Source organism: Streptomyces sp. NPDC102360, from assembly GCF_044766085.1.
Lineage (GTDB): Bacteria > Actinomycetota > Actinomycetes > Streptomycetales > Streptomycetaceae > Streptomyces.
On the sequence record NZ_JBIWLG010000018.1, the window covers coordinates 54,997 to 74,994 of the forward strand.

Genomic DNA, 19,998 nt, shown 5'->3' on the forward strand with positions numbered 1-19,998 from the left:
GCCCCGATTCCCGAGCCCGGGCCCCTGGGTCACGCCCGCCTCCGCATGGGGTCGAAGGCCCGTCCCACCGCCACGAACAGGCCCTCCACGGCCAGCGCGAGCGCGGCCACGAGCACCGCCCCGGCGACCACCTGCGGCGTGTCCTGAAGGTTGAACCCCGCCGTGATGATCCGCCCGAGCCCGCCCTCCCCGGCCATCGCCGCCAGCGTCGCCGTCGCGATCACCTGCACCCCCGCGGACCGCAGCCCGGTCATCACCAGCGGGTACGCAAGCGGCAGTTCGACGCGGGCGAAGACCTGGCGGCCGCTCATGCCCATGCCGCGCGCGGCCTCCACCACCGACCGGTCGACCTCGCGCATCCCCACGTACGCATTGGTGAGCAGCGGCGGCACCGCGAACAGCACCAGCGCGATCAGCGTCGGCACATCACCGTGCCGGCCGAGCGGGGTGAGCGTAAGGAGTACGAGGACGGCCAGCGTCGGTACCGCGCGCCCCACGTTCGAGATGTTGATGGCGAGCGCGCCGCCCCTGCCCTTGTGACCGAGCCACAGGGCCAGCGGCAGGGCGATGAGGCAGGAGACGGCGAGGGCGACACCGCAGAAGTACAGGTGCTCGGCGAGGCGGTGCCACACCCCCTTCTCCCCTTGCCAGTTGGCACTCGTGGCCAGCCAGTCCCAGGCGCCCAATATCGCGTTCATGCCACCTTCTCCGGCTCGACGCGCGCCACGTCGTCACGACCGCGGAGCCCCCGTATTCGGAGCCCGCCCCGCGCGGGCGCCCGCACCCTCGTCCACGGCGTCAGCCACCGCTGTACGCCGAGCAGCAGCAGGTCCGCCAGGACCGCGAGCAGCACGCACAGCACGGACGCGGTGAGCACCTGCGCCTTGAAGTCGCTCTGCAGGCCACCGACGATCAGCGTGCCGAGCCCGCCGTAGTCCACGATCGAGCCGACCGTCGTCATCGCCACCGTGGAGACCGTCGCGATCCGCACTCCGGCGAGCATCGCCGGGAGCGCCAGCGGAAGTTCGACCTCCCACAACAGCCGCAGCGGGCCGTACCCCATCCCCCGCGCGGCCTCTCTCGCCTCCTGCGGGACCGCTTGCAGGCCCGCCAGTATGTTCCGCACGAGGATCGTCAGGGAGTACAGCACGAGCCCCGTGATCACCAGCGCGACCGAGAGCCCGAACAGGGGCAGCAGCAGCGAGAACATCGCGAGCGAGGGGACCGAGTAGAGCACCGTGGTCACGCCGAGCACCGGCCCCGCGAAGGCGCGTGCGCGCCGGGCGAGCAGTGCGAGCGGGAAGGAGATGAGAACGCCGATGATCACCGACGTCACCGTGATGCCGAGGTGCTGGACGGTCGCGTCGACCAACTCCTGGCCGCGAGTGCGCACATACTCCCCGCACACCCAGTCATTGGCCACCAGGCAGCTCTGCTCGCTCACGCCGGCCACCTCCCCCGATTTCCCGAACGTATGTCAGCCGCCCGCAGGGCCGCACGCACGTTTCCCGACTGCCGATGACCCTAACCTCGCCCACTGACAATGGCCGAGGCCCGGGCTCCGGATGCAACACGGCCTTCACATGACTGCCTCGTCCGGGGATCCCCAAGCGGGCCGCGCCCCGGCAGAATGGGGTCCCATGATCCGGTTCGAGCACGTCAGCAAGCGGTACGCGGACGGCACCACCGCCGTCGACGATCTGTCCTTCGAGGTGAACGAGGGCGAACTGGTCACGCTCGTCGGCCCGTCGGGCTGCGGCAAGACCACGACGATGAAGATGGTGAACCGGCTCATCGAACCCACCGCGGGCCGGATACTCCTCGACGGCGACGACATATCCGTGATCGACCCGGTCCAGCTGCGCCGCCGCATCGGCTATGTGATCCAGCAGGTCGGCCTGTTCCCGCACAAGTCGGTCCTCGACAACACCGCGACCGTGCCGCACCTGCTGGGCGTCAAGCGCGCCAAGGCCCGGGAGCGGGCAGCGGAGTTGCTCGACCTGGTGGGGCTCGATCCAAAGGTGTTCGGCGAGCGCTACCCCGAGCAGCTCTCCGGCGGACAGCGCCAACGGGTGGGCGTCGCACGGGCCCTGGCGGCCGACCCGCCCGTCCTGCTGATGGACGAGCCGTTCGGCGCGGTCGACCCCGTGGTGCGCGAGCACTTGCAGACCGAGTTCCTGCGCCTGCAGCAGACGCTCGGCAAGACCGTCCTGTTCGTCACGCACGACATGGAGGAGGCCGTCCGCCTCGGCGACCGTATCGCCGTCTACGGCGAGGGACGCATCGAGCAGTACGACACTCCGTCGGCGGTCCTCGGCGCGCCCGCCACCGATTACGTGGCCGACTTCGTGGGCGCCGACCGCGGACTCAAGCGCCTCTCGGTGACGCCCATCGAGGAGGGCGACCTGGAGCAGCCGCCCGTCGTGCACCTCGACGACCCGCTGCCCAAGGAGCTCGACGCCCGCTGGGCCGTCGTCCTGGACCACGACAACAACCTGCATGGCTGGATCTCCGCCGAGCACGCGCGCGTGGCCGCGAACAAGGGCGACACCGTGCGCGACCACGCACGCCGCATGGAGGCTTGGCTGCCCGTGGGCGCCCCGCTCAAGCAGGCGTTCGCGACGATGCTCCAGCACGACGCGGGCTGGATAGCGGTCATCGACGAACACAGCCGAGGCCGATTCCTCGGCGTGCTCACCCCGGCCCGCCTGCACGAGGCACTGCGCCGCTCCACGGCCGCGGACGCCCGCGACATCACGCGCGCGGAGGTCGACCTGGAGACGGTGGAGCAACTCCTCCCCTGAGTCCGCCACGTCCGCCATGTCCGCCGTTCACGAGTGAACCCGGGTCGCTCCGCTTCCGTCCTACAGGTCGTACGTCACGGATGCGGCATTCGCACCGTGTTCACATGTCTCGCGGGGCGAGCGGCAGGAGGAGGCGTGGGGATGCGGCGGATCGTGGGCGCCTGCCTCCTGGCCGGCGGCGCGGACATCGCGGCCGGTGTCCTGCCACGGCTCGCACGCGGCCGCACGGGCGGCATCGCGGAGGCGCTGCCGGGCACGCTCGGCCCGTACGCCGCGGCCCTCACGCTCGGCAGCGGCGTGCTGCTCGTCCTGCTCGCGCGCATGCTGCGGCGCCGCAATCGACGGGCCTGGTGGGCGGTGGTGGCGCTGCTGCCGCTCGGCGCCGCCGGGCAGTTCGTGTACCGGGACTCGCTCGTGGGGGCCGTCGGCGCGGCCCTGTCCCTGGTTCCGCTGTGGCTCCTGATACGCGACCGGAAACGGTTCGACGCGCCGCCCGACCCGCGCGGCCGGTGGCGCGCCCTGGCCAACTTCGTGCTCCTGGGTGCCGGTTCGCTGCTGATCGGTCTCGCCGTGGTCAGCGCGCACCCGGAGCGGCTCGTCGGCGCCCCGAGCCTCGTGGACCGGCTGGAGCACGTCCTGTGCGGTCTGCTCGGCATGGAAGGGCCGCTCGTCTACGTGGGAGGCACGGCGCACACGGTCGCCCTCTCGCTCGGCGCCCTCGGCCTGATCACCGCGCTGACCACGCTCTACCTCGCGTTCCGCCCCGAGGGCCCGGCCGCCCGCGGCAAAGGGGTCGTGTTCTCGCCCAGCGGCAAGGCGGCGGTCCGCTACCGGGTCGTCTCGGGCGTGATGCTGGCCAAGGGCGACCCCATGGGCGACGTGGAGGCGTGGCCGGGCGCCATGGAGCGCTTCATGGACGAGGCGCGGACCCACTCCTGGACGCCGGCCGTCATGGACTGCTCCGAGACGGGGTGCGCGGTCTGGACCCGCGAGACCGGCCTCACCGCGCGGGCCCGCCACGAAAGCGGCGACACCCTCCAGGGCCGCCGAAGCCGCGAGATCCGGCCCGCCGCGAAGGGCCTAGGCTTGAGGCCATGAGCACGTCGCAGGTCCGCCGGGGCCACGTAGCCAACCTCCCCGTTTGGGACCGCTGCGCGGTCATGGGCGTCGTCAATGTGACGCCGGACTCGTTCTCGGACGGCGGCCGCTGGTTCGACACGACCGCCGCGATCAAGCACGGCCTCGACCTGGTCGCCGAGGGCGCCGACCTCGTGGACGTCGGCGGCGAGTCCACCCGCCCGGGCGCCCGCCGCGTCGACGAGGACGAGGAGCTCAGGCGCGTCATCCCCGTCGTACGAGGACTCGCCTCCGAAGGCGTGACGATCTCGGTCGACACCATGCGGGCCTCCGTCGCCGAGAAGTCCCTCGCCGCGGGCGCCGCCCTGGTCAACGACGTGAGCGGCGGCCTCTCCGACCCGGAGATGGTCCCCGTCGTCGCCGCCACGGGAGCGCCCTTCGTCGTCATGCACTGGCGGGGCCTCCTGGAGGGCACCAATGTGCCCGGCACCTACGAGGACGTCGTCTCCGAAGTCGTGAACGAGCTCCACGCGCGCGTGGAGGCCGCCATCGAGGGCGGCATCGCCCCCGACCGCATCGTCATCGACCCGGGCCTCGGCTTCTCCAAGAACGCCGAGCACGACCTCTCCCTGCTCGCCCACCTGGACCGGCTGCACGCGCTCGGCCACCCGGTCCTCGTCGCGGCCTCCCGCAAGCGGTTCCTCGGCCACGTACTGGCCGGCGAGCAGGGCGCCCCGCCGCCCGCCCGCGAGCGCGACGCCGCCACCGCCGCCGTCTCCGCGCTCGCCGCGCAGGCGGGCGCCTGGGCCGTGCGCGTCCACGAGGTGCGGGCCACCGCCGACGCCGTCCGCGTGGCACGCGCGGTCGAAGGAGCCCAGTGACCGAGGCCGACGTCCAAGCCGTCGACACCGCCAATCGCACCTACTACGAAGCCGTCGAACGCGGCGCCTTCGAGGAACTCACCGCCCTGTGGCTCGCCCCCGAGGACGTCGACTACGCCGAGGACGCCGACCCGGACGAGGCGGAGGACACCTCCGTCAGCTGCGTGCACCCCGGCTGGCCGGTGCTCACGGGCCGCGGCGAGGTGCTCCGCTCGTACGCGCTCATCATGGCGAACACTGAGTACATTCAGTTCTTCCTGACCGATGTGCAGATCAGCGTCGTCGCCGACACCGCCCTGGTGACCTGCACGGAGAACATCCTCAGCGGCGGCCCCGCCCCCAAGGAGGGCGACGAACTCGGCCCGCTCGTCGGCCAGCGCGTCGTCGCCACCAACGTGTTCCGGCGCACCCGCGACGGCTGGAAGATCTGGTCGCACCACGCCTCTCCCGTGCTCGCCGAATCGGATGACGAATCCGACGAGATGGGCGCCGCGGACGACGGAGACTCACCCGCCTGAGTGGGTAGGCGTCCCCACGGAGCCCGTGATCCGGATGTGGGGTTGGGCTCTCGACCGCTTGGGTATGGGCGGCTACCAGCCGCGAGCACGCCCTGTGCCGGGTGTGCCGGGTGGGATCAGTCATAGCCCCCGCGGCCCGGTGCTGTCAGTGCTCGCAGGTAGATTCGATCGAGGCCGGGACATCGACCGCACATCGGTGTGACCGGCCTTCAACGACGACTGCAGGAGTGATTCGCGTGGATCGTGTCGCGCTGCGCGGCCTCAAGGCCCGTGGGCACCATGGCGTTTTCCCCAAGGAACGCGAGGAAGGCCAGACCTTCATCGTGGACCTGGTGCTCGGCCTGGACACGCGAGCGGCCGCGGCCGACGACGACCTGGCGAAGACCGTGCACTACGGCATCGTGGCGGAGGAGGTCGTGGCCGTCGTCGCGGGCGACCCGGTGGATCTCATCGAGACCCTCGCCGAGCGCATCGCCCAGACATGCCTGAAGCACGAAGGCGTCCAGGAGGTCGAGGTCTGCGTCCACAAGCCGGACGCGCCGATCACCGTGCCCTTCGACGACGTGACCGTCACCATCACCCGGAGCCGAGTATGAACAAAACTCCGTTCGACCCGACCGTCCAGCCGGTGCCGACCTCCGTGGTGGAGCAGGTCGACGCCGCCGACACCACGCTCTCCAATCCCAGGCGCGCCGTGATCTCCCTCGGCGCGAACCTGGGCAACCGCCTGGAGACCCTCCAGGGCGCCGTCGACGCCCTGGAGGACACCCCCGGAGTCCGCGTCAAGGCCGTCTCGCCCGTCTACGAGACGGAGCCCTGGGGCGTCGACCCGGACAGCCAGCCCTCGTACTTCAACGCCGTCGTCGTCCTGAAGACGACGCTGCCGCCCTCCTCGCTCCTGGAGCGCGCGCACGCCGTAGAGGAGGCCTTCCACCGGGTACGGGACGAGCGCTGGGGCGCCCGCACCATCGACGTCGACATCGTCGCGTACGCCGACGAGGTCTCGGACGACCCGTACCTCACGCTCCCCCACCCGCGGGCCCACGAGCGGGCCTTCGTGCTCGTCCCCTGGCACGACGTGGAGCCGGAGGCCCAGCTTCCGGGGCACGGCCCGGTCGCCCAGCTGCTCGACGCCGTGACCCGCGCGGGCGTCGCGCCGCGCGCCGACCTGGAACTCCGCCTCCCCGAGTAATCGTTAGGGTCTACCGGACACGATTAACGGCCACAGGCAACAGGGCCAAGACGGACGAGGGGCGACCAACCGGGATGAAGCAACTGCGCATCAGGACGCTGGTCGGCCTCTTCGCCGTCGCCGGAGTGCTGTCCTGGGCGGGCGCCCGCCTGTGGGACTCGCTGGGCACGCTGCCGAAGGTCCCGCTGGCCGCGCCCATCGTGCTCGCCGTGATCGCCGTCGTACTGCTCGCGACAGCCCTGTCGCTCCGCTCCAGGCTGCGCGCGCAGCGGGAGCGCCGGCCCGAGGCCAAGGGCGTCGACCCCATGATGGCGGCGCGCGCCCTGGTCTTCGGCCAGGCCAGCGCCCTCGTCGCGGCACTCGTGGCCGGCATGTACGGCGGCACCGGCGTCTTTCTCCTGGAGTCCCTGGACGTCCCGGCCCACCGCGACCAGGCGATCTACGCCGGGCTCTCGGTACTCACCGGGATCGGCGTCGTCGCGGCGGCCATCTTCCTGGAGCGCATCTGCAAACTCCCGGAGGACGAGGACCCCGAGGAGGCGGCACCGGCCGCCTAGGCCCTGCCGCTCGCCCTTAGGCCCTAAATCTCGCCCCCGAACCGCGCCTCAGCGCCTCAGCGCCTCAGCGCCCGATGATCAGGCTCATCGCCTCGCTGCGGGTCGCCGGGTCCCGCAGCTGACCGCGCACGGCCGACGTGATCGTCTTCGCGCCGGGCTTGCGCACCCCGCGCATCGACATGCACATGTGCTCGCACTCCATGACGACGATGACGCCGCGCGGCTCCAGGATCTCCATCAGGGAGTCCGCGATCTGCGTCGTCAGGCGCTCCTGCACCTGCGGACGGCGGGCGTACACGTCGACCAGCCGGGCCAGCTTCGACAGGCCCGTGATCTTGCCGTCGGAGGACGGGATGTAGCCGACGTGCGCGACGCCCACGAACGGGACCAGATGGTGCTCACAGCTCGACTGCACCTCGATGTCCTTCACCAGGACCATCTCGTCGTGCCCCAGATCGAACGTCGTCGTCAGGACGTCCTCGGGCTTCTGCCACAGCCCCGCGAATATCTCCTTGTACGCGCGGGCGACCCGCCCCGGAGTCTCCCGCAGGCCCTCGCGGTCCGGGTCTTCGCCGACCGCGATGAGCAGCTCACGCACGGCGTTCTCGGCCCGCTTCTCGTCGAACTCGCCGATCGAGCCCTCGCCGTCCAGCGTCACCGGGTCGGTCATCAGGTGCCTCTTTCTCTACTTACATCCCGCGCGGCAGCGCAAAGGCCGCGTCCCCCACACCGTAAAGCGTGGGGGACGCGGCCTGCATTCCGGGTCTGGCCTGCCCAATGAGGGCCGGATCAGCTCTCGGGGCGCTCTTCCTTCACCGTGTCCACCGGGGTGGTGGTCTCGATGGCGGGAGCCGCTCCGTTCGCACCGTTCGTCAGTGAGAGCTCCTTGGGGGAGAGCACCGGCGGGCGGGTCGAGGGGGTGCGGCGGTTGGAGCCGGTCCACGCGGGGCGGGCCGGGCGCTTCACGATCGGAGTGAAGATCTCGGCGATCTGCTCCTTGTTCAGCGTCTCCTTCTCGAGCAGCGCGAGGACCAGGTTGTCGAGAACGTCGCGGTTCTCGACGAGGATCTCCCAGGCCTCGTTGTGCGCGGTCTCGATGAGGCTCTTGACCTCTTCGTCGACGAGCGCGGCGACCTCTTCCGAGTAGTCGCGCTGGTGACCCATCTCGCGGCCCACGAAGGGCTCCGAGTTGTCGCCGCCGAACTTGATCGCGCCGAGCCGCTCGGTCATGCCGTACTGCGTGACCATCGCGCGGGCCGTTCCAGTGGCCTTCTCGATGTCATTGGCGGCACCCGTGGTCGGGTCGTGGAAGACGAGCTCCTCGGCCGCGCGCCCGCCCAGCATGTAGGCGAGCTGGTCGAGCATCTCGTTGCGCGTGGTCGAGTACTTGTCCTCTTCCGGGAGCACCATCGTGTACCCGAGCGCGCGGCCGCGGGACAGGATCGTGATCTTGTGGACCGGGTCGGAGTTCGGCGAGGCCGCCGCGACCAGGGCGTGACCGCCCTCGTGGTACGCGGTGATCTTCTTTTCCTTGTCCGACATGATCCGGGTCCGCTTCTGCGGGCCCGCGACCACACGGTCGATCGCCTCGTCGAGCATCTGGTTGTCGATCAGCTTCCGGTCCGAGCGGGCCGTAAGGAGCGCGGCCTCGTTCAGCACGTTGGAGAGATCGGCACCGGTGAAGCCCGGCGTACGGCGGGCGACGGCCGACAGGTCGACGTCCGGAGCGACCGGCTTGCCCTTCTGGTGAACCTTGAGGATCTCCAGACGGCCCTGCATGTCCGGACGGTCGACCGCGATCTGGCGGTCGAAGCGGCCGGGACGCAGCAGCGCCGGGTCGAGGATGTCGGGCCGGTTCGTGGCGGCGATCAGGATGACGCCGCCCTTCACGTCGAAGCCGTCCATCTCGACGAGCAGCTGGTTGAGCGTCTGCTCGCGCTCGTCGTGTCCACCGCCGAGTCCGGCACCACGGTGCCGGCCGACCGCGTCGATCTCGTCGACGAAGACGATCGCCGGAGCGTTCGCCTTGGCCTGCTCGAAGAGGTCGCGGACACGGGAGGCACCGACACCGACGAACATCTCGACGAAGTCGGAACCGGAGATCGAGTAGAACGGGACGCCCGCCTCGCCCGCGACAGCGCGCGCGAGCAGCGTCTTGCCCGTTCCGGGCGGGCCGTACAGGAGTACGCCCTTGGGAATCTTGGCGCCGACGGCCTGGAACTTGGCCGGCTCCTGGAGGAACTCCTTGATCTCGTGGAGCTCCTCGACGGCCTCGTCGCTGCCGGCGACGTCGGAGAACGTCGTCTTGGGGGTGTCCTTGGTGATGAGCTTGGCCTTGGACTTGCCGAACTGCATGACCTTGGAGCCGCCGCCCTGCATCTGGTTCATCAGAAACAGGAACACGACGACGATGAGCACGAAGGGCAGCAGCGAGAGCAGGATGCCCACGAAGGGGTTCTGCTTCGACGGGGAGACGGTGTACCCGTCAGGGATCTGCTTGTCCTCGAACTTGGCCTGGAGACTCTTGGCCACGTCGACGCCCTGGTCGCCGATGTAGCTGGCCTGAATCTTGTTCGAGCCGTCGACCTTCTGGTCGCCCTTCAGCTCGACCTTGATGGTGTCTTCATCGCCGGTGGTCAGCTTGGCCGATTCCACCTTGTTGTCGTTGATGGCCTGAATTACCTGGCCGGTGTCCACCGTCTTGTAGCCGCCGGACGAACCGACGACCTGCATCAACACGACCACGGCAAGGACGGCCAGCACGATCCACATGACCGGCCCACGGAAGTATCGCTTCACGTCCATCCATACGGAGCGGTGCCGCCCCGTCCCTCCTGCCATAGTGAGTTTGATAAGGCTGTTTGCAGCTGTTGGTGCTGTTGTAGCTATTTGAAGAACTGTTCTTCGGACGGTACCCCAGCATTGTCACCCGAAGCCGCAGGGGACGACCGGGAATCTGCCCTACGCATGCTCCAACGGCGGGAACCCCACGAGGGTTCCCGTCCCCGCGATCAGGACTGACGACTCCTCAGCCGCCATAGACGTGCGGCGCGAGGGTGCCGACGAACGGCAGGTTCCGGTACTTCTCCGCGTAGTCCAGGCCGTAACCGACCACGAACTCGTTCGGGATGTCGAAGCCGACCCACTTCACGTCGATGTCGACCTTGGCCGCCTCCGGCTTGCGCAGCAGCGTGCACACCTCGAGGGAGGCGGGCTCGCGCGAACCGAGGTTGGTGAGCAGCCAGGACAGCGTCAGACCGGAGTCGATGATGTCCTCGACGATCAGGACGTGCTTGTCCTTGATGTCGGTGTCGAGGTCCTTGAGGATCCGCACGACGCCGGAGGACTGGGTGCCCGAGCCGTACGAGGACACCGCCATCCAGTCCATGGTGAGCGGGGTGGACAGGGCGCGAGCCAGGTCGGCCATGACCATCACGGCGCCCTTGAGGACCCCGACGATCAGCAGGTCCTTGCCCGCGTACTCCGCGTCGACCTTCGCGGCCAGCTCGGCCAGCTTCGCGTCGATCTCTTCCTTGGTGATGAGCACCGACTCTAGGTCGGTGCCCATGTCTTTCGCGTCCACCCGCATCACTTTCGGTCGTCCCACCGGCCGCCGCGACGTGAGAGTCGAGTCAGCCTTGCCGGATGACCAGTCTGCCACCCTGCCGCTGAGCGAGAACTTTGCCCGGCAGATTGATCTCTCCCTGGCCCCGCCATCCCGTGATCAGGCGGTCGATCTCCTCGATGTGCCGGGCGAACAGCGCACCGGCCGGGGCGCCGGCCTCGATGGCCGTCCTGCGCAGGATTCTGCGGCGTACGGCGGGCGGCAGGGCGTACAGCTTGGCGCATTCGAGGAGCCCGGCCGCGTCCCGTACGGACTCGGCGGCGTCGCGGGCCCAGGTGTCGAGCGCGTCGGCGTCGTCGCGCGACAGCTGGGCCGTACGGGCGAGGGCCTCGACGACGCCCTTGCCGAGCGCCTTCTCCAGAGCGGGCAGACCCTCGTGGCGGAGTCTGGACCTGGTGTAGGCCGGATCGGTGTTGTGCGGGTCGTCCCAGACGGGCAGGTGCTGGACGAGGCAGGCCTTGCGGGCGGTCTGCCGGTCGAGCGTGAGGAAGGGGCGTCGGTAGCGGCCACCGGCCCCCGACATCGCGGCCATCCCGGACAGGGAGCGGATGCCGGAGCCGCGGGCGAGGCCGAGCAGGACCGTCTCGGCCTGGTCGTCGCGGGTGTGGCCGAGCAGGACGGCGGCGGCGCCGTGGCTTTCGGCGGCGGCGTCGAGGGCGGCGTAGCGGGCGTCGCGGGCGGCGGCTTCCGGGCCACCGCCGCGGCCCACGTCGACGGCGACGGACTCGACGGGCTTCAGGCCGAGGGCGGTCAGGCGCAGGACGACGTCCTCGGCTCGGGCGTCGGAGCCGGGCTGCAGGCCGTGGTCGACGGTGATGCCACCGGCGCGGATGCCGAGTTTGGGGGCCTCGAAGGCGAGGGCGGAGGCGAGGGCCATGGAATCGGCTCCGCCGGAGCAGGCGACGAGCACCACGGGCTCGGCGTCCGGCCGGGAGTCGTTCAGGATGTCGTGGAGGACGCGGCGGACCGCCAGGCGTATCGCCGCGACCGCAGGATGGGGACCCATGTCCGGTTCCCTTCATTCCGTTGTCTGGGGGGTGGGCGCTGCTGGACAACTCGAACCGGACCAGCGCCGGCTGACCCGGCTCAATCGCTCAACGGTGACCGGGTGAGATCGGTCACGCAGAGTGTGTCGATGGTGACAGAGCCGGGCGGTTCCCCGAGCATTGCACGCCAGCCCACGGCCTACGGTCCCTCGGATGGGTGATCCTGGGCAATTATGGGCGTGCCTTACGGGGCTTCGTGAGCGCCGTCCGGCTTGTTGTGCACCCGCGCGACCCAGTCCGCCGGTTTGGCGATCTCCGCCTTCGTCGGCAGCGTGTTGGGAGACGTCCAGACGCGGTTGAAGCCGTCCATGCCGACCTCGTCGACAACGGCCCGTACGAACTTCTCGCCGTCGCGGTACTGGCGCAGCTTGGCGTCGAGACCGAGCAGCTTGCGCAGGGCCAGGTCGAGCCGTGAGGCCCCCTTCTGCCTGCGCTGTTGGAACTTCTCGCGGATCTCCTCGACGGACGGCACGACGGCGGGGCCCACGCCGTCCATCACGTAGTCCGCGTGCCCTTCGAGCAGCGACATGACGGCGGTGAGGCGGGCGAGGATCTCGCGCTGCGCCGGGGTCTGCACGAGTTCGACGAGCGAGCGCCCGCCGTCGTCCTCCTCACCCTCCGGACGCCCCCCGGCGAGCGACTGGGCCGCTTCCCGAACGCGCTCCAGGAACGTCGTCGGGTCGACCTCGGTCTGCTCGAGGAATGACTGGATCTCGCCCTCCAGGTGGTCGCGCAGCCAGGGCACGGCCGTGAACTGGGTGCGGTGCGTCTCCTCGTGGAGACAGACCCAGAGCCTGAAGTCGTGTGGTTCCACGTCGAGTTCGCGCTCCACGTGCACGATGTTCGGCGCTACGAGCAGGAGCCTGCCGCCGCCGTTCGGCGCGGCGGGCAGCTCGCGTGTGGCGGGGGCGAAGGTCTCGTACTGGCCGAGGACGCGGGAGGACAGGAACGAGAGCAGCATGCCGAGTTCGACGCCCGTGACCTTGCCGCCGACCGCGCCGAGCATCGCGGGCCCGGGGCCGGAACCACGCCGCTCGTTCATCTTGTCGAGCAGGGGCCGCAGGACCTCGCGGAACCCCGCGACGTTGGCCTTCACCCAGCCGGGCCGGTCGACCACCAGCACCGGGGTGTCGTGGTCGGAGTCGGTGGCCATGCGCGTGTACGCGCGTACGTGCTCCTCGGAGGCCTTGGCGTGCCGCCGCAGTTCCGCGACGACGGCCCGGGCCTCGTCCCGACTCACCTCGGGGCCTGGTCGCACGAGTCGCGTCGCGGTCGCGACCGCGAGGTTCCAGTCGACCATTCCCGATGATGCAGCACCGCCGAGGCTCGTCATGCGTCAACGGTACGTGACCCCTCGCGTACCGGTAGAGGGGTTGGGCCCGGAGTGGCGCCCCACTTCGGCCCCTCGGAACCCTTAAGGGTTCACCTGCAGCCGCAGTTGGCGACGGAGGAGGCGAGGCGGTCGAGGCCGCCCTGGGCGGCCTTGGGGTCCGTGGCGCCCTCCGTCATGAAGGCGAAGACGAGGAGGCGGCCGTCGGCGTCGACGACCGTGCCCGCGAGCGTGTTGACGCCGGTGAGGGTGCCGGTCTTGGCGCGGACCAGGCCGGTTCCCGAGGCGTCGGCCGCGTCCTCGTAGCGGCTCGCCAGGGTTCCGGTGAAGCCGGCGACCGGCAGGCCCGTGAGGACGGAGCGCAGTTCGGGGCGGGACGGGTCGGCGGCCTTGGCGAGCAGCCCGGTGAGCAGGTCGGCGGAGACCTTGTCGGCGCGGTCGAGGCCGCTGCCGTCGGCGAAATGGGTGTCATCGAGCGGCAGCCGGAGCTTTCCGAGCTGCTTCTTGACGGCCTTGCCCGCGCCGTCGAAGTCGTGGCTCGTGCCCGCGGCGATCGCGGTCTGCCGGGCGAGCGCCTCGGCGATGTCGTTGTCGCTGTGCGTCAGCATCCGCTCGACCAGCGCGGACAGCGGCGGCGATGACACCTTCGCGAGCTTCTGGGCCCGTGCGGACGCCTTGCCGGACGCCGGGTCGCCCTTGATCTTGATGTCGCGGTCGCCGAGCAGGTCCGCGAACTTCCTCGCCGCGGCCGCCGCCGGGTCGGCCTCGCGCGTGGCCGGACCGCTGTCGGAGTCGTCGGTGCGGGCCTCGTCGGCCATCAGCGGGGTGACCCGGGCGAGGTTCTCGTTGGGGCCGATGGGGTGGGTGTCGGAGCCCGCGTACAGCGAGGTGTCGTACGTGAGGGTGATCTCGCCGATGTCGCGCCTCTTGAGGTCCTTGGCGGTCTCGTCGGCGAGAGTGCCCAGGTCGGCGGCACCGTAAGGATTCTTCTCGCGGGCGGTCAGGGTCGGATCGCCGCCGCCCACCAGAATCAGCTTCTTGGAGTCCTTCTCCAGGACCGTACGGGTGGCGATGCGGTGGTCGGGGCCCGCGGCCGAGAGGGCCGCCACCGCCGTGGCCAGCTTCGTCGTGGACGCCGGGGTGAGGGTGTCGCCCGGTGCCCTCCCGTAGAGCCGCTTTCCGGTGACGGCGTCGACGACCGCGGCCGTGCGCCGGCCGCCGAGCGCGGAGCCCTTGAGGAGCGGGTCGAGCACGTCGGCCAGGGCGCTCTTCGTGGGGGCCGGCACGGCCGCGCCGGGGGCCGCGAGCACGACAGGCGCGCTCGGCGCCGCCTCGGCCGCACCGCCGTGATCTGCGCCACCTCCGGCCTCCGAGGAGGCGGCCCGGTCGGCCTCGGCCTTACGCTGACCCGAAGCGTCCCAGGGACCGGCCGCGACCGCCACGAGGGCCGCGAGGGCGAGACCCACCGCCGTCGCACCCACCGTGACGTGCTTGGTCTTGGATCCGGCAACAGTCTTCGCCGCACTCTTCACGAGCTGCGAAGCCTTCGGCTCCGGCACCGCGGACCAGCCCCTTTCGCGATCACACATCTGCGTAGGGGACACTTAACCACCAGACGTTTGTGTTGATCATTGAGGAGCCACCGGTGGAGTTCGACGTCCTGATCGAGATCCCTAAGGGATCGCGGAACAAGTACGAGGTCGACCACGAGTCCGGTCGTATCCGCCTCGACCGTCGTCTGTTCACGTCGACCGCCTACCCGACGGACTACGGCTACGTCGAGGACACCCTGGGCGAGGACGGCGACCCGCTGGACGCCCTGGTCATCCTGGACGAGCCGACGTTCCCCGGCTGCCTCATCAAGTGCCGCGCGATCGGCATGTTCCGGATGACGGACGAGGCCGGCGGCGACGACAAGCTGCTGTGCGTCCCGGCGACGGACCCGCGGATGGAGCACCTGCGCGACATCCAGCACGTGTCGGAGTTCGACCGCCTGGAGATCCAGCACTTCTTCGAGGTCTACAAGGACCTGGAGCCCGGCAAGTCCGTCGAGGGCGCCGACTGGGTCGGCCGTACCGAGGCCGAGGCCGAGATCGAGCGTTCCTACAAGCGCGCGCAGGACAACGGCGGCCACTGAGCCCCCAGCGTTCACATCCGGGCCGCCCCCCTGGGGCGGCCCGTTCGCGTATCTGTGCGCATACTGAGGCGTACGTGCGATACAGGGATACGCAGCGATGTGAAGGGCGAGGAACGACAGAGGTGACGGAGCGGGAGTCCGAGGCCCCCGAGGACCGCAAGCCGCAGTCCGACGAGGCGCGCAGCGCGTTCACGCAGCCGATCGGGATCATCACGCCGCCCCCGGTGGTCGACGAGGAGTCGTCGACCACTTCGGAGTTCGCGGTGCCCAATGGGCTGAGCGTGCAGGCACCGGAGCCGGTGGACACGGAGGGCTCGGCGTTCACACGGCCGCGGACGTACAGCGCCCGCGAGTCGCCGATGGCGTTCACTCCGCCGCAGGGCATCCCCATGGTCAAGCTGACCAAGGAGGCGCCCTGGCAGGACCGGATGCGCACCATGCTGCGGCTGCCGGTCGCCGAGCGGCCCGCCCCCGAGCTGGTGCAGAAGCACGACGAGGAGTCGGGCCCTGCCGTCCCGCGCGTGCTCGACCTGACCCTGCGTATCGGGGAGCTGCTGCTTGCCGGTGGTGAGGGCGCCGAGGACGTGGAGGCGGCGATGTTCGCCGTGTGCCGGTCCTACGGGCTCGACCGCTGCGAGCCGACAGTAACGTTCACTCTGCTGTCGATCAGCTTCCAGCCGTCCCTGGTGGACGACCCCGTGACGGCCTCGCGCACCGTGCGGCGCCGCGGCACCGACTACACGCGCCTCGCGGCCGTGTACCGGCTCGTCGACGACCTCAGCGACGAGGAGGTCGACGTCTCCCTGGAGGAGGCCTACCGGCGCCTCGCCGAGATCCGCAGGAACCGGCACCCCTACCCGGGCTGGGCGCTCACCGGGGCGAGCGGGCTGCTCGCCGGGTCCGCGTCGATCCTGGTCGGCGGTGACGTGCTGGTGTTCGTCGTGGCCGCGATCGGCGCGATGCTCGGCGACCGCCTCGCGTGGCTCTGCGCGGGGCGCGGGTTCCCGGAGTTCTACCAGTTCACGATCGCCGCGATGCCGCCCGCCGCGATGGGCATCGCGCTGACGCTCGCGCACGACTACGTAGACGTGCGGGCGTCCGCGGTGATCACTGGTGGGCTGTTCGCGCTGCTCCCCGGGCGGGCGCTCGTCGCCGGTGTGCAGGACGGCCTGACCGGCTTCTACATCACGGCGGCCGCGCGCCTCCTGGAAGTCATGTACTTCTTCGTGGGCATCGTCATCGGCGTCCTGATCATGCTCTACGTAGGCGTGCAGATGAACGCCCAGCTCGACCCGGAGGAGGCGCTGAAGAGCCCCGACCGGCCGGTCTGGCAGATCGTCGCGTCGATGTCGCTGTCGCTCGCGTTCGCCGTGCTGCTGCAGCAGGAGCGGGCGACCGTGATCGCCGTGACGCTCAACGGCGGGGTCGCGGGCGCGATCTTCGGGGCGCTGCACTACCAGGGCGGGATCTCGCCGGTGGCGGCCACGGCCGCTGCGGCGGGGCTCGTGGGCCTGTTCGGGCAGCTCTTCTCGCGCTACCAGTTCGCTTCGGCGCTGCCGTACGTCACGGCCGCGATCGGTCCGCTGCTACCGGGTTCGGCGACGTACTTCGGTCTGCTGGCGATCGCCCACAGCGATGTGAACTCCGGGCTCACGTTCCTGTCCAAGGCGGCGGCGCTCGCCCTCGCCATCGCGATCGGGGTGAACCTCGGTGGCGAGATCTCCCGCCTGTTCCTGCAGGGTCCGGGCGCCGCGGGCCGGCGCGCGGCCAAGCGCACCAGAGGCTTCTAGCGCTTCGCGTGCCGGCGGCGCGGCGGCGGGGGCGGGGTCTCGCCGGGGCCGCCGGGCTCCCCCGACTGCGCGGAGCGGGCGGCTTCCTTCTTCGACTTGCCGCGGGCCCGCAGGAACTCGATCGCGATCGGCACCACCGAGATCAGGACGATCAGGATCAGGATCGCCTCGATGTTCTTGTGCACGAACTCGATGTTGCCGAGCCACGAGCCGAGCAGCGTCACGCCCGCGCCCCACAGCAGGCCGCCGATCACGTTGAACGTGAGGAACGAGCGGTACTTCATGCCCGAGACGCCCGCGATGATCGGCGTGAACGTACGGACGATGGGCACGAAGCGGGCCAGGACCAGGGACTTGGGGCCGTGCTTCTCGAAGAACTCGTGCGCCTTCTGCACGTTCTCCTGCTTGAAGAGCCGCGAGTCCGGGCGCCTGAAGAGGGACGGGCCGACCTTCTTGCCGAACATGTAGCCCGCCTGGTCGCCCAGGATCGCGGCGAGGCAGATCAGCCCGACCGCCCCCCACAGCGGGAAGTCCAGCTGCTTCGAAGTGATCAGCAGGCCCGTGGTGAAGAGCAGCGAGTCGCCCGGCAGGAAGAAACCGATCAGCAGGCCCGACTCGGCGAACACGATCAGCAGCAGACCCCAGATGCCGAACGTGTTCAGCAGATAGTCCGGGTCCAGCCAGCTTGGTCCTAGAGCAAGCGTCATCACGGGTCCGGACTCCTGAGGGGCTTCGGTGGCAAAGGCAGGGCAAGGCAATGGCGGTGCAAAGTTATCAACGCCGGTCGTCCTCGCCAGGTTCCAGTGGCCCCCTCAGGATGCACTGTGCGGAAACTGTGGCATACCTGTGGTTCAGCCGTTCCGTACCGAGTTGGCGTGGATCGCGGTGCTCAGGTGGTCGGCGACGCCCTCGCCCAGGGCGTCGTAGTACGCCTTGAAGCGCTCGTCGGCCACGTACATGGCACCGAGACAGGCGTGCATCTCGTGCGGGCAGTCGTAGAACCACCGCGAGATCTGGTCGCGGTGCTCCTCTGCCAGGTCCATGGCGCGCTCACCGTCCGCCGGTTCGCCGGCCGTGACGAGGGCCACGTAGCGCGCGAGCCAGTCGTCGTTCTCGGCCTTCATGCGCAGCCAGTCCTCCTTGGAGTACGTCGCGGCCCGCCGCTGCGACTCGGCGTACGCCGCCGTGTTGCCCCAGCGCTGCTCGGTCTCCTCGGAGTACTCCTCGGGGTCCTTCTCCCCGAAGACCTCGAAGCGCTCTTCCGGTGTGAGCTGGATGCCCATCTGCTGTGCCTCCATGGCGTGTTCGACGGCCTCTGCCATCTTCTGCAGCTTCTCGATGCGGGCGGTCAGCAGGTCGCGCTGGCGCCGCAGGTGTTCGCGCGGGTCGGATGCCGGGTCGTCCAGCAGGGCCTGGATCTCGTCGAGCGGGAAGCCGAGCTCCCGGTAGAAGAGGACCTGCTGGAGCCGGTCGAGGTCGGGCTCGCCGTACCGGCGGTGTCCCGCCGCGCTGCGCTCGCTCGGGGCGAGCAGGCCGATCTCGTCGTAGTGGTGCAGGGCGCGCACCGTGACTCCGGCGAAACGGGCGACCTGACCCACGGAGTAGCTCATCCGCCGTGCCTCCCTTCTCGTACGTGATTCAGCTTGGGGCCTCACGTGACGTGAGGTGCAAGTCGATTCCTTCGGCCGGTTTTCGGGGTGTTATGCCTTTTATGTCCCCTTAAGGTGGCGCCGTGAGCACGCACACCGAGATTGAATCGCCGCCCCCGCCCGCCGTGTCCGCTCGAACCCTGCTGCCCTTCGTCCTGCCCGCACTGGTGGTGGGAGTCGGTTGCAGCGTGCTGTTCCTCGCGCTCGACTGGATCGCCGAGAAACTGGCCGATCTGGTGTGGGAGAAGCTGCCCGACGCGCTCGGCATCGGTGGCTACTCCTCGTTGTGGATCATCGTGATGCTCACCGTCACGGGCGTCCTCGTCGGGCTCGTGGTCTGGAAGGTGCCGGGCCACGCGGGCCCCGACCCGGCGACGATGGGGCTCGGCGGCGAGGCACCGCTGCCGCCCTACGTACTGCCGGGGCTCGCGCTCGCCGCGGCGCTGATGCTGGCCGGCGGGCCGAGCCTGGGCCCGGAGAACCCGATCATCGCGGTGAACGTGGGGCTCGCTTTCTGGCTGGGCAAGAAGCTGGTGCCGAACTCGCAGGCGACGATGTGGGTGAGCCTCGCGACGGCGGGGACCATCGGCGCCCTGTTCGGTACGCCCATCGCGGCCGCGCTGCTCGTCTCGGAGACACTGGCCGGGAAGGCGATGCCGATGAAGGGCTCGCTGTGGGACAACATGTTCGGACCGCTGCTCGCGGCGGCCGCGGGATCCATGGCCACCTCCCTGCTCGCCTCGCCCTCCTTCGACCTGGGTCTGCCGCCCCTGAGCGATCCCGACTGGCGCGACCTCCTGGCCTCGATCGTGATCGCGTGCGCGGCCGCGGTGTTCGCGATGACCGCCGTCTACGCCTTCCCCTTCGTGCACCGCGCCTTCGGCCGCCTCGGCCACCCGATGCTGACGCTTCCGCTCGGCGGGCTCGTGCTCGGCCTGCTCGGGGCGCTCGGCGGCGAACTGACGCTGTTCAAGGGGCTCGCGGAGGTCAAGGAGATCGCCGGGTCGCCGGACGGCTGGTCGGCCGGGGAGTTCGCCCTGATGACCGTGGTGAAGCTGGCGGCGCTGCTCATCGCCGCCACGTGCGGATTCCGGGGCGGGCGGATCTTCCCCGCCGTCTTCGTGGGCGCCGCCTTCGGCCTGTTCGCGCACGCGCTCGTACCTGGCGTGAATCCGTCGGTCGGCATCGCGGCCGGGGTGCTCGGGGTGCTGCTCGCCGTCACCCGGCAGGGCTGGGTCAGCCTGTTCACGGCGGCCGTCCTGGTGGCGTCCCCCGCGATCATCGCCCTGATGTGCATCGCGTCATTGCCCGCCTGGCTACTGGTGACGGGGCGGCCGCAGATGCAACTGTCGGAGGACGGGTCGGCGATCCGCTGAGAACGTCGAGAACGAC

18 protein-coding genes and 2 pseudogenes are annotated in these 19,998 nt (G+C 70.2%); 10 read left to right on the forward strand and 10 right to left on the reverse strand.

The window, feature by feature from the left end; translation table 11 throughout:
* Positions 1-29: 29 nt before the first annotated feature.
* Together ACIRHA_RS40025 and ACIRHA_RS40030 are read right to left on the reverse strand one after the other, a co-directional pair.
* Entirely contained in the window at positions 30-698 is a 669-nt protein-coding gene (locus ACIRHA_RS40025) for an ABC transporter permease (protein WP_403856243.1), read from the reverse strand.
* A complete protein-coding gene (locus ACIRHA_RS40030; protein ID WP_403856245.1) occupies positions 695-1,444 on the reverse strand; it encodes an ABC transporter permease in 750 nt (249 codons plus the stop codon). The genes ACIRHA_RS40025 and ACIRHA_RS40030 overlap by 4 nt, the downstream gene beginning before the upstream one ends.
* Before the next feature lie 196 nt (positions 1,445-1,640).
* Between ACIRHA_RS40030 and ACIRHA_RS40035 the strand changes: the two genes are divergently transcribed.
* From ACIRHA_RS40035 to ACIRHA_RS40065, 7 genes and pseudogenes are all read left to right on the forward strand, one after another.
* The gene (locus tag ACIRHA_RS40035) at positions 1,641-2,804 is read left to right on the forward strand and encodes an ABC transporter ATP-binding protein (RefSeq protein WP_403856247.1); all 1,164 of its coding nucleotides are present in this window, start codon (positions 1,641-1,643) and stop codon (positions 2,802-2,804) included.
* Positions 2,805-2,945: 141 nt separating this feature from the next.
* Positions 2,946-3,881, forward strand: a pseudogene (locus tag ACIRHA_RS40040) (phosphatidylglycerol lysyltransferase domain-containing protein); the annotation flags it as partial.
* A 17-nt stretch (positions 3,882-3,898) separates the two neighbouring features.
* Positions 3,899-4,762 carry a dihydropteroate synthase gene (folP, locus tag ACIRHA_RS40045; protein WP_403856249.1) on the forward strand — a complete coding sequence of 288 codons (864 nt, stop codon included), beginning with the start codon at positions 3,899-3,901 and terminating at the stop codon, positions 4,760-4,762.
* Positions 4,759-5,280, forward strand: coding sequence for a nuclear transport factor 2 family protein (locus ACIRHA_RS40050; protein ID WP_403856251.1), 522 nt, complete (start codon positions 4,759-4,761; stop codon positions 5,278-5,280). Before folP ends, ACIRHA_RS40050 begins: the two co-directional genes overlap by 4 nt.
* Positions 5,281-5,516: 236 nt before the next feature.
* Positions 5,517-5,876, forward strand: coding sequence for a dihydroneopterin aldolase (gene folB, locus ACIRHA_RS40055; protein ID WP_267070060.1), 360 nt, complete (start codon positions 5,517-5,519; stop codon positions 5,874-5,876).
* Entirely contained in the window at positions 5,873-6,472 is a 600-nt protein-coding gene (gene folK, locus ACIRHA_RS40060; protein WP_403856253.1) for a 2-amino-4-hydroxy-6-hydroxymethyldihydropteridine diphosphokinase, read from the forward strand. The genes folB and folK overlap by 4 nt, the downstream gene beginning before the upstream one ends.
* 74 nt (positions 6,473-6,546) lie before the next feature.
* On the forward strand, positions 6,547-7,029 hold the full coding sequence (locus ACIRHA_RS40065) for a DUF3180 domain-containing protein (protein WP_403856255.1): 483 nt from the start codon (positions 6,547-6,549) through the stop codon (positions 7,027-7,029).
* A gap of 64 nt (positions 7,030-7,093) precedes the next feature.
* On the opposite strand, the gene folE is transcribed toward ACIRHA_RS40065, so the two are convergent.
* The 6 genes from folE to dacB all read right to left on the reverse strand — a co-directional run bounded on the left by folE (position 7,094) and on the right by dacB (position 14,619).
* Positions 7,094-7,699, reverse strand: coding sequence for a GTP cyclohydrolase I FolE (gene folE / locus ACIRHA_RS40070; protein WP_403856257.1), 606 nt, complete (start codon positions 7,697-7,699; stop codon positions 7,094-7,096).
* Between the two features lie 119 nt (positions 7,700-7,818).
* Positions 7,819-9,834, reverse strand: coding sequence for an ATP-dependent zinc metalloprotease FtsH (ftsH, locus tag ACIRHA_RS40075; protein WP_403856355.1), 2,016 nt, complete (start codon positions 9,832-9,834; stop codon positions 7,819-7,821).
* Between the two features lie 223 nt (positions 9,835-10,057).
* A complete protein-coding gene (gene hpt, locus ACIRHA_RS40080; protein WP_351334320.1) occupies positions 10,058-10,618 on the reverse strand; it encodes a hypoxanthine phosphoribosyltransferase in 561 nt (186 codons plus the stop codon).
* Between the two features lie 43 nt (positions 10,619-10,661).
* Positions 10,662-11,660, reverse strand: coding sequence for a tRNA lysidine(34) synthetase TilS (gene tilS / locus ACIRHA_RS40085; protein WP_403856259.1), 999 nt, complete (start codon positions 11,658-11,660; stop codon positions 10,662-10,664).
* Between the two features lie 224 nt (positions 11,661-11,884).
* On the reverse strand, positions 11,885-13,033 hold the full coding sequence (locus ACIRHA_RS40090; protein WP_403856261.1) for a zinc-dependent metalloprotease: 1,149 nt from the start codon (positions 13,031-13,033) through the stop codon (positions 11,885-11,887).
* Between the two features lie 89 nt (positions 13,034-13,122).
* Positions 13,123-14,619, reverse strand: coding sequence for a D-alanyl-D-alanine carboxypeptidase/D-alanyl-D-alanine-endopeptidase (gene dacB / locus ACIRHA_RS40095; protein WP_403856263.1), 1,497 nt, complete (start codon positions 14,617-14,619; stop codon positions 13,123-13,125).
* A gap of 56 nt (positions 14,620-14,675) precedes the next feature.
* On the opposite strand from dacB, the gene ACIRHA_RS40100 reads away from it, so the two are divergent.
* Positions 14,676-15,167, forward strand: coding sequence for an inorganic diphosphatase (locus tag ACIRHA_RS40100; protein WP_266711337.1), 492 nt, complete (start codon positions 14,676-14,678; stop codon positions 15,165-15,167).
* 122 nt (positions 15,168-15,289) lie between these two features.
* Positions 15,290-16,957, forward strand: a complete 1,668-nt coding sequence (locus ACIRHA_RS40105; protein WP_403856265.1) for a threonine/serine exporter ThrE family protein — start codon at positions 15,290-15,292, stop codon at positions 16,955-16,957.
* Positions 16,958-16,980: 23 nt separating this feature from the next.
* Here ACIRHA_RS40105 and ACIRHA_RS40110 read toward each other — a convergent pair.
* Together ACIRHA_RS40110 and ACIRHA_RS40115 are read right to left on the reverse strand one after the other, a co-directional pair.
* A pseudogene (locus ACIRHA_RS40110) lies at positions 16,981-17,667 on the reverse strand (DedA family protein); the annotation flags it as partial.
* A 141-nt stretch (positions 17,668-17,808) separates the two neighbouring features.
* Positions 17,809-18,567, reverse strand: coding sequence for a MerR family transcriptional regulator (locus ACIRHA_RS40115; protein WP_403856267.1), 759 nt, complete (start codon positions 18,565-18,567; stop codon positions 17,809-17,811).
* A 122-nt stretch (positions 18,568-18,689) separates the two neighbouring features.
* Between ACIRHA_RS40115 and ACIRHA_RS40120 the strand changes: the two genes are divergently transcribed.
* On the forward strand, positions 18,690-19,982 hold the full coding sequence (locus ACIRHA_RS40120) for an ion channel protein (protein WP_403856269.1): 1,293 nt from the start codon (positions 18,690-18,692) through the stop codon (positions 19,980-19,982).
* The last annotated feature ends 16 nt before the right edge of the window (positions 19,983-19,998 follow it).